Raw genomic sequence first — 12,999 nt, 5'->3', positions numbered from 1 at the left:
GGCCCTGGAAAGGGCCCCGCTGCTTGGGATTGACGCTGAATTAAACCGCGGTCTGGAAGATCACGCCGTCGGCTTTTTCGGTGTACTGCCCCAGTTGGTCAAAGTTCAGATAGCGGTAGGTATCCGCCGCCGTCTTGTCGACCTGCGCCATATAGGTCTGGTACTCGTCCGGCGTCGGCAGGCGGCCCAGCAGGGACGCAACCGCAGCCAGTTCGGCAGACGCCAGATAGACGTTGGCACCGGTGCCCAGACGGTTCGGGAAGTTACGGGTCGAGGTGGAGACCACCGTCGCACCGTCCGCCACGCGCGCCTGGTTGCCCATGCACAGCGAGCAGCCCGGGATCTCGATGCGCGCCCCGCTCTTGCCGAAGACGCTGTAGTAGCCTTCTTCGGTCAGCTGAGCCGCGTCCATCTTGGTTGGCGGCGCCACCCACAGACGGGTCGGCAGCTGGCCCTTGTGCTGATCCAGCAGCTTGCCGGCCGCGCGGAAGTGGCCGATGTTGGTCATGCAAGAACCGATGAACACTTCATCGATTTTGCTGTTGGCCACGTCAGACAGCAGGCGCGCATCGTCAGGATCGTTCGGCGCGCACAGGATCGGCTCTTTGATCTCATTCAGATCGATGTCGATCACCGCCGCGTATTCCGCATCCGCATCGCCTTCCAGCAGCTGCGGATCCGCCAGCCATTTTTCCATGCCCTGAATACGGCGTTCCAGCGTACGGCGATCGCCGTAGCCTTCGGAGATCATCCACTTCAGCAACACGATGTTGGAGTTCAGGTACTCTTCGATCGGTGCCTTGTCCAGCTTGATGGTACAACCGGCGGCGGAACGTTCGGCGGACGCATCGGTCAGCTCAAACGCCTGCTCGACCTTCAGATCCGGCAGGCCTTCGATCTCCAGAATACGGCCGGAGAAGATGTTTTTCTTGCCCTTCTTCTCGACGGTCAGCAAGCCTTGCTGGATCGCGTAGTAAGGGATGGCGTGCACCAGATCGCGCAGGGTAATGCCCGGCTGCATTTTGCCTTTGAAGCGCACCAGCACCGACTCAGGCATATCCAGCGGCATCACGCCGGTCGCGGCGGCAAACGCCACCAGGCCGGAACCGGCCGGGAAGGAGATGCCGATCGGGAAGCGGGTGTGGGAATCGCCGCCGGTGCCGACGGTGTCAGGCAGCAGCATGCGGTTCAGCCAGGAGTGGATCACGCCGTCGCCCGGACGCAGCGAGACGCCGCCGCGGTTCATGATGAAGTCAGGCAGCGTGTGGTGCGTGGTCACGTCGACCGGTTTCGGGTACGCGGCGGTGTGGCAGAACGACTGCATGACCAGATCGGCGGAGAAGCCGAGGCAGGCCAGGTCTTTCAGCTCATCGCGGGTCATCGGGCCGGTGGTGTCCTGAGAACCGACGGAGGTCATCTTCGGTTCACAGTACTCGCCAGGGCGAATGCCAGCGACGCCGCAGGCGCGGCCGACCATTTTCTGCGCCAGCGAGAAGCCTTTGCTGCTGGCGGCAACCGGCTTGGCGATACGGAACACCTCGCTGTGCGGCAGACCCAGCGCTTCGCGCGCCTTGGTGGTCAGGCCGCGGCCGATGATCAGCGGGATACGGCCGCCGGCGCGCACTTCATCCAGCAGCACGTCGGTTTTCAGCTCGAAGTTGGCGATCAGCGCGCCGGTTTCGTGGTTGCGCACTTCACCTTTGTACGGGTAAACGTCGATCACGTCGCCCATGTTCAGCTCGGACACGTCCACTTCGATCGGCAAGGCGCCGGCATCTTCCATGGTGTTGAAGAAGATAGGCGCAATCTTGCCGCCCAGCACCACGCCGCCGCCGCGCTTGTTCGGCACGTGCGGGATGTCGTCGCCCATAAACCACAGCACGGAGTTGGTAGCGGATTTACGGGAAGAACCGGTGCCGACCACGTCGCCGACGTAGGCCAGCGGGAAGCCTTTCTTGTTCAGCAGCTCGATCTGTTTGATCGGGCCGACGCTGCCCGGCTGATCCGGCACGATGCCTTCACGTTCGTTTTTCAGCATCGCCAGCGCGTGCAGCGGGATGTCCGGGCGCGACCAGGCGTCCGGCGCCGGGGAAAGGTCGTCGGTGTTGGTTTCGCCGGTGACTTTGAACACGGTGACGGTGATCTTTTCTGCCAGCTCAGGGCGCGACAGGTACCATTCGGCGTCGGCCCAGGACTGCATGATCTGCTTGGCGTGCGGGTTACCGGCCTTGGCCTTCTCTTCCACGTCGTAGAAGTTGTCGAACATCAGCAGCGTGTGGGACAGCGCTTTCGCGGCGATAGGCGCCAGCGTTTCGTTGTCCAGCGCTTCGATCAGCGGGTGAATGTTATAGCCGCCCTGCATGGTGCCTAACAGTTCAATGGCTTTCTCGGGGGTAACCAGGGGGGATGTCGCTTCGCCTTTGGCGATGGCCGCCAGGAAACCTGCTTTGACGTAGGCGGCTTCGTCGACGCCCGGTGGAACACGGTTAATCAGCAGGTCTAACAGGAATTCTTCTTCGCCTTTTGGCGGATTCTTCAGTAGTTCGACCAGCGCGGCCATTTGGGTGGCGTCTAGCGGCTTAGGGGCGATGCCCTCAGCAGCACGCTCGGCTACGTGCTTACGGTATTCTTCTAGCACGACGTTCTCCTCGCTCTCATTGTCATTTATTGTGCCTGGCGTATATGCAAACCGGGTTTATACCCTTGGGGTTTCACTCTGTGGCTAGGCGATCGGCCCGTAAAGGCCCCGAAACGGTGATTGGGGCAAACAAGCACGGTCAAACAGCGTTACAGCATGAAAGACTGATGGGTAGAGCGCACGGCGATATAGATGCCATCTATCCTGACGGGGCACTGCTGTCGATGTCCTGGACTGTAAGGTACAGTGCCCGGTTCCGCTCAGCCAGCATATCAGGATTTGAAACGGTTGTTAATTCGTTCACATAAAAGCAACATTAAATCTTTGCTGAATCGTTGAGCGCAGCGTAATCGGCTGCCGGACTAGCAGGGCATTATATCCATATAATTAGAGTGGATATAAGCAGGGGGATCGGAATTTGGCGCAGCGGCCACAAAAATACCGCTTTCTGAGTTTGAGCAAAAAAAAACGGCCCCTTTTCAGGAGCCGCTGGTTAACCGGTCAAGCCAGCAGAATTACTTCTTCTTGGCTTTCGGGTTAGGCAGGTCGGTGATGCTGCCTTCGTAGATTTCCGCCGCCAGGCCCACGGATTCGTGCAGGGTCGGGTGAGCGTGGATGGTCAGCGCGATGTCTTCCGCGTCGCAGCCCATCTCGATAGCCAGACCGATTTCACCCAGCAGTTCGCCGCCGTTGGTGCCGACAATCGCGCCACCGATGATGCGGTGAGTTTCTTTGTCGAAGATCAGTTTGGTCATGCCGTCTGCACAGTCGGAAGCGATCGCACGGCCGGAAGCCGCCCACGGGAAGGTGGAGGTTTCGTAGCTGATGCCTTTCTCTTTCGCTTCTTTCTCGGTCAGACCCACCCATGCCACTTCCGGCTCGGTGTAAGCGATGGATGGGATCACTTTCGGATCGAAGTAGTGTTTCATGCCGGCGATAACTTCCGCGGCAACGTGGCCTTCGTGCACGCCTTTGTGCGCCAGCATCGGCTGACCGACGATGTCGCCGATAGCGAAGATGTGCGGCACGTTGGTGCGCAGCTGTTTGTCGACGTTGATGAAGCCACGCTCGTCAACTTCAACACCGGCTTTGCCGGCATCCAGCAGTTTGCCGTTCGGCACGCGACCGATCGCCACCAGCACCGCGTCGTAACGCTGTGGTTCTGCCGGCGCTTTTTTACCTTCCATCGTGACGTAGATGCCGTCTTCTTTGGCTTCTACCGCGGTCACTTTGGTTTCCAGCATCAGGTTGAACTGCTTGCTGATACGTTTGGTGAAGACTTTCACCACGTCTTTATCTGCCGCCGGGATGACCTGATCGAACATTTCAACGACGTCGATCTGTGAACCCAACGCATGGTATACGGTGCCCATTTCCAGGCCGATGATGCCGCCGCCCATAACCAGCAGACGCTCTGGGACGGTTTTCAGTTCCAGCGCATCGGTAGAATCCCACACGCGTGGATCTTCATGAGGAATGAATGGCAGTTGGATCGGACGAGAACCTGCAGCGATGATGGCGTTGTCGAAGTTGATGGTGGTTGGGCCGTTTTCGCCTTCCACAACCAGGGTGTTAGCGCCGGTGAACTTGCCCAGGCCGTTGACCACTTTCACTTTACGGCCTTTCGCCATGCCAGCCAGACCGCCGGTCAGCTGAGTGATGACTTTTTCTTTCCAGACGCGCACTTTGTCGATGTCGGTTTTCGGCTCGCCGAAAACGATGCCGTGTTCGGCCAGCGCTTTGGCTTCTTCGATCACTTTGGCAACGTGCAGCAGTGCTTTGGAAGGGATACATCCCACGTTCAGGCAAACCCCGCCCAGAGTGGAATAACGTTCAACCAGAACGGTTTCAAGACCTAAGTCAGCGCAACGAAAGGCTGCAGAGTAACCTGCCGGGCCCGCCCCAAGTACCACGACCTGAGTTTTAATTTCAGTACTCATCATGACCTCTTAATTGATTGTCCGGCGGGTCAGACGTCATTTTTATTGCTAATCGATCTCATAACGCCCTTCATCCACCGGGACGCTTACACCGCGAGCAGTTTACAGAATTGTTAATAATCTGCAAAGCGTGTTCGAGTGACCCGTGTCTCAACAATTTTGTCGAGTTGTGCAAAATCCGACAAAACTGCTACAGAATCGTCAGGGGCGCAGCATGCTGCGCCCCTTTTGCATTACATCACCAGACGGCGAATGTCGGACAACATGTTGTTGATGATGGTGATGAAGCGCGCACCATCGGCACCGTCGATAACGCGGTGGTCGAAGGACAGCGACATCGGCATCATCAGGCGCGGCATGAACTCTTTACCGTTCCAGACCGGCTCCATCGCAGACTTGGAGACGCCCAGGATAGCCACTTCCGGCGCGTTGACGATCGGCGCGAAGTGGGTCGTCCCGATGCCGCCCAGGCTGGAGATGGTGAAGCAGCCGCCCTGCATCTCGCCCGCGGTCAGCTTGCCGTCGCGCGCTTTCTTGGAGATGGCCATCAGTTCGCGAGACAGCTCGGTGATGCTCTTCTTGTTCACGTCCTTGAACACCGGAACCACCAGGCCGTTCGGGGTATCTACCGCCACGCCGATGTTGATGTATTTCTTCAGCGTCAGCTTCTGGCCGTCTTCGGACAGCGAGCTGTTGAAGCGCGGCATCTGCTCCAGAGCGGCAGCAACGGCTTTCATGATGAACACGACAGGCGTGAACTTCACGTCCAGCTTGCGCTTGGCCGCTTCTTCGTTCTGCTGCTTGCGGAACGCTTCCAGATCGGTGATGTCGGTTTTGTCGAAGTGAGTCACGTGCGGGATCATCACCCAGTTGCGGCTCAGGTTCGCGCCAGAGATCTTCTGGATGCGGCCCATTTCGACTTCTTCGATCTCGCCGAACTTGCTGAAGTCCACTTTCGGCCATGGCAGCATGCCTGGCAGACCGCCGCCGGCAGCAGCCGGAGCCGCTTCAGCGCGTTTCACTGCGTCTTTCACGTAAGTCTGAACGTCTTCGCGCAGGATACGGCCTTTACGACCGGTGCCCTTCACTTTCGCCAGGTTAACGCCGAATTCACGCGCCAGACGACGAATGACCGGAGTCGCGTGCACGTATGCCGCGTTCTCGGCGAACTCGCCTTTGTCATCCGCTTTCGCAGCCGGAGCGGCGGCTTTAGCGGCGGCCGGAGCCGGCGCAGCTTCCGCTTTAGCGGCTGGAGCGGCGGCAGCGGCAGGCGTAGCGCCTTCCACTTCGAACACCATGATCAGGGAGCCGGTTTTCACTTTGTCGCCGGTCGCGATCTTGATCTCTTTCACGGTACCCGCAAACGGTGCCGGCACTTCCATGGAGGCCTTGTCGCCTTCCACGGTGATCAGAGACTGCTCGGCGGCAACCTTGTCGCCCACCTTAACCATCACTTCGGTCACTTCGACTTCGTCACCGCCGATATCCGGCACGGCGACGTCTTTGGCCGCAGAGGCCGCAGGGGCTGCAGCGGCGGCAGGGGCTTGCGCCGCAGCCGGGGCCGCAGCGGAAGCGGCGCCGGCCACTTCGAACACCATGATCAGGGAACCGGTTTTCACTTTGTCGCCGGTCGCGATCTTGATCTCTTTCACGGTGCCCGCGAACGGCGCAGGGACTTCCATGGAAGCCTTGTCGCCTTCCACGGTGATCAGGGACTGCTCGGCTTCCACCTTGTCGCCCACTTTCACCAGGATCTCGGTCACTTCGACTTCGTCAGCGCCGATGTCCGGCACGGCAACGTCTTTGGCCGCAGCGGCGGCCGGGGCAGCAGCTGCTGCCGCCGGTTTTTCTTCCGCTTTCGCCGCCGGTGCAGCTTCCGCTGCGCCTGCCGCTTCGAAGATCATGATCAGTTTGCCGGTTTCGGTTTTATCGCCGACCGCCACTTTGATCTCTTTCACCACGCCCGCCTGCGGGGAGGGCACTTCCATGGAAGCCTTGTCGCCTTCCACGGTGATCAGCGATTGTTCCGCTTCAACTTTATCGCCGACCTTCACCAGAATCTCGGTGATTTCGACTTCATCTGCACCGATGTCCGGTACGTTGATTTCGATAGACATTATTCAGTACCTCTTAGGCCAGACGCGGGTTAACTTTTTCCGGGTTGATGTCGAATTTCTTGATTGCATCGGCAACCACAGAAGCTTCGATCTCACCGCGTTTAGCCAGTTCACCCAGAGCAGCAACCACCACGTAGGATGCATCGACTTCGAAGTGGTGACGCAGGTTTTCGCGGCTGTCCGAACGACCGAAGCCGTCGGTGCCCAGTACGCGATAATCGCTGGCCGGCACATAAGTACGAACCTGTTCGGCGAACAGTTTCATGTAGTCGGTAGAAGCTACCGCCGGCGCGTCGCTCATCACCTGAGCGATGTAAGGCACGCGTGGCGTTTCGGTTGGGTGCAGCATGTTCCAGCGCTCGCAGTCCTGGCCGTCGCGCGCCAGTTCGGTGAACGAGGTCACGCTGTAGGTGTCGGAACCCACGCCGTAGTCCTTCGCCAGGATCTGCGCAGCTTCGCGCACGTGGCGCAGGATGGCACCGGAGCCCAGCAGCTGTACCTTGCCTTTGCTGCCTTCCAGCGTTTCCAGCTTGTAGATACCCTTGCGGATACCTTCTTCCGCACCCTGCGGCATCGCAGGCATGTGGTAGTTTTCGTTCAGCGTGGTCAGGTAGTAGTACACGTTTTCCGGGTTGTCGCCATACATGCGCACCAGACCGTCGTGCATGATCACCGCCACTTCGTACGCGTAAGCCGGATCGTAAGAGATGCAGTTAGGGATGGTCAGAGACTGAATGTGGCTGTGGCCATCTTCGTGCTGCAGACCTTCGCCGTTCAGGGTAGTACGGCCCGAGGTGCCGCCGATCAGGAAGCCGCGCGCCTGTTGGTCGCCCGCTGCCCAGCACAGGTCGCCGATACGTTGGAAACCGAACATCGAGTAGTAGATGTAGAACGGAATCATCGGCAGATCGTTGGTGCTGTAGGAAGTCGCTGCGGCCAGCCAGGAAGAGGCTGCACCCAGTTCGTTGATGCCTTCCTGCAGGATTTGGCCTTTCTCGTCTTCTTTGTAGTAAGCCACCTGCTCACGGTCCTGCGGAGTGTACTGCTGGCCGTTCGGGCTGTAGATACCGATCTGACGGAACAGACCTTCCATACCGAAGGTACGCGCTTCGTCGGCGATGATTGGCACCAGGCGATCTTTGATCGACTTGTTCTTCAGCATCACGTTCAGGGCACGCACGAAGGCGATAGTGGTGGAGATCTCTTTGTTCTGCTCTTCCAGCAGCGAGCTGAAATCTTCCAGCGCCGGCATTTCCAGCTTCTGAGTGAACTCCGGCAGACGCGTCGGCACGTAGCCTTTCAGCGCCTGGCGACGTTCGTGCAGGTATTTGTACTCTTCGGAATCTTTCTCGAAGGTGATGTACGGCAGTTTTTCGATGTCAGCATCGGCAACCGGCACGTTGAAACGATCGCGGAAGTGGTGAACCCCTTCCATGTTCATTTTCTTCACCTGGTGAGCGATGTTTTTACCTTCCGCGGTTTCACCCATGCCGTAACCTTTGATGGTGTGGGCCAGGATAACGGTCGGTTTGCCTTTGGTGTCCTGCGCTTTTTTCAGTGCAGCGAAGATTTTCTTCGGATCGTGACCACCACGGTTCAGCGCCCAGATTTCGTCGTCGGTCATGTCTTTGACCAGCGCCGCGGTTTCTGGGTAACGGCCGAAGAAGTGCTCGCGCACGTAAGCGCCGTCTTTGGATTTGAAGGTCTGGTAGTCGCCGTCCAGGGTCTCGTTCATCAGCTGAACCAGTTTACCGCTGGTGTCTTTACGCAGCAGTTCGTCCCAACGGCCGCCCCAGATCACTTTCAGCACCTGCCAGCCTGCGCCGGAGAAGATGCCTTCCAGTTCGTTGATGATCTTGCCGTTGCCGGTAACCGGGCCGTCCAGGCGCTGCAGGTTGCAGTTGATGACGAACACCAGGTTGTCCAGCTTCTCGCGGGTCGCGATGGTGATGGCGCCTTTGGATTCCGGCTCATCCATCTCGCCGTCGCCCAGGAAGGCGTAAACGGTCTGCTCAGAGGTGTCTTTCAGGCCGCGGTGTTCCAGGTATTTCAGGAACTTCGCCTGATAGATGGCGCTGATTGGCCCCAGGCCCATGGATACGGTCGGGAACTGCCAGAATTCCGGCATCAGCTTAGGATGCGGGTAAGAGGACAGGCCATTGCCGTGCACTTCCTGACGGAAGTTGTTCATTTGTTCTTCGGTCAGGCGGCCTTCAAGGAAGGCACGCGCGTAAACGCCCGGAGAGATGTGGCCCTGGAAGTACACCAGGTCGCCGCCGTCTTTCTCGTTGCGTGCGCGGAAGAAGTGGTTAAAGCAGACTTCATAGAAGGTCGCGGAAGACTGGAAGGAAGCCATGTGGCCGCCCAGCTCCAGGTCTTTTTTGGATGCGCGCAGAACGGTCATGATCGCGTTCCAACGGATCGCTGAGCGAATGCGGCGTTCCAGATCCAGGTTGCCTGGGTAGGCCGGTTCGTCTTCTACCGCGATGGTGTTGACGTAGTTGTGCGCTGCAGCACCGGCCGCAACGTTAACGCCGCCTTTGCGGGCTTCTCCCAATACCTGATCAATCAGAAACTGAGCTCGCTCAACACCCTCTTCACGGATGACCGATTCGATCGCCTGCAGCCAGTCGCGGGTTTCGATCGGATCCACGTCATTGTTTAAACGTTCTGACATGGTGGTATTCCTTATCTGTCTAATGGTTTGTTTGGAGCCTGTCTTCCTGTGCTCTGTGCAAAAACACACGAAGACAGGCCCATCAGTTTAGTTGCCGCTTAAGTACTTAACTAAGTACCTCGAACTTAACCCCCGCAGGCTGGTGTACCCTGAAGAGGACAGCTCTTAATCCTTGCGTTGCTGGAGACGCCGTAGCGATCTCTCGCGCCGAGTATGCTCCCGGCTGAGATCCAGCAAGATTTCCTCGATAAACGCCAAGTGGCGATGCGAGGCTTCACGGGCCTTTTCCGGCTCGCGTGCCACAATCGCCTCAAAAATTCCGGCGCGGTGGCTGCTCACTTTTGCCAACATCTCACGGCGCGAGTAGAGCAATTCAAAGTTCTGACGCACGTTCTGTTCCAGCATCGGCCCCATGCAGCGTAGCAGGTGAAGTAACACAACGTTGTGGGCAGCTTCGGTCACGGCGATTTGATACTGCATGACCGCATCGGCTTCGGCGTCGAGATCGCCGCTGTCTTGAGCCTGTTGAATCACGATATGGCAGTCGCGGATGCGCGCCAGATCTTCATCGGTGCCGCGCAGCGCCGCGTAATAGGCGGCAATGCCTTCCAGCGCGTGACGGGTTTCCAGCAGATCGAACTGTGATTCGGGATGGTCGGCCAGCAGCTCGGCCAGCGGATCGCTGAAGCTCTGCCACAGATTAGTTTGCACGAAGGTGCCGCCGCCCTGACGGCGCAGGAGCAGCCCTTTCGCTTCCAGGCGCTGAATGGCCTCTCTCAGAGAAGGACGGGAGACATCAAATTGTTTCGCCAGCTCGCGCTCCGGAGGCAGTTTTTCGCCTGGGCGCAGTGTCCCCTCGAGGATCAGGTATTCGAGCTGTTGCTCGATAACATCTGACAACTTGGGTTGGCGGATTTTGCTGTAGGCCATGAGTGAATTCTTCTCTGCGAATGGCGCGGAGTCAATTGGTAATACCAATTTCAAAAACGTGACGGTAAAGTAACAAAGTATTCACCTCCTGTCCATACGGGCCTTGATCGAAATCAGGTTACCCGCACATTTTAACACCCCGCTGAAAACCCCGCTGCAAACCGGTAACGCCGTGATGGTATTACCATTTACGCGCCGGGTTGGGGATTTAACTTTTACCAAACCTTACGCAAGGCAGAGTGCAAACTTTTTGCCCGAGTTTTATTGCATGGTTATGACGCTTTAATGAATGGCTATTTGGCGAGCAGCGCAACGGGAGTTCGTTCATTATTTGAACGCGCGCCGCCGTTCGGATCTACGTTATTTTTGCGCATTATGTGATTTGTTGCTTATTTCATGCACTGAATCCCCCCCGCCGTCACACAACCCGCATTTTGTTTCCTAAACTGCTGCAATCTTAATCACTCACACGACAAAGCAGGTGCAAACAGACGCGCATAACATTATTCTCTGCCAAACGGTAGCGGCGCCGTGGAATTAATAGCTATAACGCCGTAAATAAAACAAAACACACATCGTAACCACTGCTTTACAGGTATGTGGTCATTCGCAACGACAGAGGGTTAGATTGATGGATGGTCAACAGCATGGTGACCAGCTGAAACGCGGCCTGAAAAACCGCCATATTCAGCTCATCGCCTTAGGTGGCGCAATCGGCACCGGGTTATTTCTCGGTATCGCTCAAACAATAAAAATGGCCGGCCCGTCAGTGCTTCTCGGCTACGCCATCGGCGGCTTCATCGCGTTTCTGATCATGCGCCAGCTGGGGGAAATGGTGGTGGAAGAGCCGGTTGCCGGTTCCTTCAGCCACTTCGCCTACAAATACTGGGGCAACTTCGCCGGCTTCGCTTCCGGCTGGAACTACTGGGTGCTGTATGTCCTGGTGGCGATGGCGGAGCTGACCGCGGTCGGCATCTACGTGCAGTACTGGTGGCCGGAGATCCCCACCTGGGTCTCCGCTGCGGTGTTCTTCCTGGCGATCAACGCCATCAACCTGGCCAACGTTAAAGTTTACGGCGAGATGGAGTTCTGGTTCGCCATCATCAAGGTGGTGGCGATTATCGGCATGATCGTGTTCGGCGCCTACCTGCTGTTCAGCGGCATGGGCGGCCCGGAGGCCACCGTCACCAACCTGTGGGCGCAGGGCGGGTTCTTCCCGAACGGCGTCATGGGCCTGGTGATGGCGATGGCGGTGATCATGTTCTCCTTCGGCGGCCTCGAGCTGGTCGGCATCACCGCCGCCGAAGCCGACAACCCGCAAAAAAGCATTCCGAAAGCCACCAATCAGGTGATCTACCGCATCCTGATCTTCTATATCGGTTCGCTGGCCATTCTGCTGTCGCTGTACCCGTGGGGCAAAGTGGTCGAAGGCGGCAGCCCGTTCGTGCTGATCTTCCACGCGCTGAACAGCAACCTGGTGGCGACCGTGCTGAACATCGTGGTGCTCACCGCCGCGCTGTCGGTGTACAACAGCTGCGTCTACTGCAACAGCCGCATGCTGTACGGCCTGGCGCAGCAGGGCAACGGCCCGAAAAGCCTGCTGAAGGTCGACGGCCGCGGCGTGCCGGTGGTGGCCATCGGTATCTCCGCTCTCGCCACCGCGCTGTGCGTACTGATTAACTATCTGATCCCAGGCCGCGCCTTCGAACTGCTGATGGCGTTGGTGGTATCGGCGCTGGTGATCAACTGGGCGATGATCAGCCTGGCGCACCTTAAGTTCCGCGCCGCCAAAAACCGCGAAGGCGTGGTGCCGAAGTTCAAAGCCTTCTGGTACCCGTTCAGCAACTACCTGTGCCTGCTGTTCATGGCCGGCATCCTGGTGATCATGTACCTGACGCCGGGCATTCAAATCTCGGTGCTGCTGATCCCGGTATGGGTGGCGATCCTGGCCGTCGGTTACGCCATCAAACAGCGCAGCCAACGCGTAGACAGCGTCACCAGCCGTTGAATCCCGTGACCGCACAATAAATAAATATCCTCCGGCATAGCCGGAGGTTTTTCATATGCGCCTGTAAGGCTCTCTTACCAGCCGCGCCCTAACAGGCGCATAGCAATCTGACATTTGCGTTTCGACCGTTACTTACGGCCCGTAAACGGGCTGCCTGGATACGGGATCGACAGTTGCTCTCCCAGCTTATCCTGTTCCAACTGATGCTTTATGTAATCCTTTATTTTTGTTGTATTTTTACCCACCGTATCTACGTAGTACCCTCGACACCAGAATTCCCGATTGCGATATTTGTACTTCAGCTCTCCAAATTGCTCGTAAAGCATCAGGCTGCTTTTGCCCTTCTGATATCCCATAAAGCTCGATACACTCACTTTCGGCGGGATCTCCACAAGCATGTGGATATGATCTGGACAGCATTCTGCTTCCAGGATCGCTACGCATTTCCATTCACATAGCTTTCTTAATATGCTGCCTATTGCTCTACGTTTTTCGCTGTAGAACACCTGCCTCCGGTACTTTGGGGCAAATACTATGTGATATTTACAGTTCCATCGCGTGTGCGCTAAGCTCTTTTCGTCCCCCATCGGGACCTCCTTTCGATTCTTCGAATGAACCTTTGCAGTTGCCAGACCGCAAGGTTTTCTAACAAATCAAAAGGGGCTTTAAAAGCATACTCAAAGCTGTAA

7 protein-coding genes are annotated in these 12,999 nt (G+C 57.5%); 1 reads left to right on the top strand and 6 read right to left on the bottom strand.

The genetic code is table 11. The features are described from left to right. Nucleotides 1-40 precede the first annotated feature (40 nt). From acnB to pdhR, 5 genes are all read right to left on the bottom strand, one after another. The gene (gene acnB / locus QOL81_RS24150; protein ID WP_060422679.1) at nucleotides 41-2,638 is read right to left on the bottom strand and encodes a bifunctional aconitate hydratase 2/2-methylisocitrate dehydratase; all 2,598 of its coding nucleotides are present in this window, start codon (nucleotides 2,636-2,638) and stop codon (nucleotides 41-43) included. A 515-nt stretch (nucleotides 2,639-3,153) separates the two neighbouring features. Continuing rightward, nucleotides 3,154-4,578, bottom strand: coding sequence for a dihydrolipoyl dehydrogenase (gene lpdA, locus QOL81_RS24145; RefSeq protein ID WP_004937500.1), 1,425 nt, complete (start codon nucleotides 4,576-4,578; stop codon nucleotides 3,154-3,156). A 233-nt stretch (nucleotides 4,579-4,811) separates the two neighbouring features. Continuing rightward, nucleotides 4,812-6,695 carry a pyruvate dehydrogenase complex dihydrolipoyllysine-residue acetyltransferase gene (aceF, locus tag QOL81_RS24140; protein ID WP_070913725.1) on the bottom strand — a complete coding sequence of 628 codons (1,884 nt, stop codon included), beginning with the start codon at nucleotides 6,693-6,695 and terminating at the stop codon, nucleotides 4,812-4,814. 13 nt (nucleotides 6,696-6,708) lie between these two features. Next, nucleotides 6,709-9,372, bottom strand: a complete 2,664-nt coding sequence (gene aceE / locus QOL81_RS24135) for a pyruvate dehydrogenase (acetyl-transferring), homodimeric type (RefSeq protein ID WP_004937495.1) — start codon at nucleotides 9,370-9,372, stop codon at nucleotides 6,709-6,711. A 165-nt stretch (nucleotides 9,373-9,537) separates the two neighbouring features. After that, entirely contained in the window at nucleotides 9,538-10,302 is a 765-nt protein-coding gene (gene pdhR, locus QOL81_RS24130; RefSeq protein WP_004937490.1) for a pyruvate dehydrogenase complex transcriptional repressor PdhR, read from the bottom strand. Between the two features lie 631 nt (nucleotides 10,303-10,933). On the opposite strand from pdhR, the gene QOL81_RS24125 reads away from it, so the two are divergent. Continuing rightward, on the top strand, nucleotides 10,934-12,310 hold the full coding sequence (locus QOL81_RS24125) for an amino acid permease (RefSeq protein WP_197827471.1): 1,377 nt from the start codon (nucleotides 10,934-10,936) through the stop codon (nucleotides 12,308-12,310). A 128-nt stretch (nucleotides 12,311-12,438) separates the two neighbouring features. Here the strand turns inward: QOL81_RS24125 and tnpA are convergent, their stop codons facing one another. Then, nucleotides 12,439-12,897 (bottom strand): IS200/IS605 family transposase, encoded by a 459-nt coding sequence (gene tnpA, locus QOL81_RS24120; RefSeq protein WP_060422544.1) that lies wholly within the window; start codon nucleotides 12,895-12,897, stop codon nucleotides 12,439-12,441. Nucleotides 12,898-12,999: the final 102 nt, after the last annotated feature.

This window comes from Serratia sp. CC22-02, from assembly GCF_900182895.1.
GTDB classification, from domain to species: Bacteria; Pseudomonadota; Gammaproteobacteria; order Enterobacterales; family Enterobacteriaceae; genus Serratia; species Serratia nevei.
Note: the sequence above shows the minus strand (reverse complement) of the source record. Positions and strands in the feature narration are given on the sequence as shown.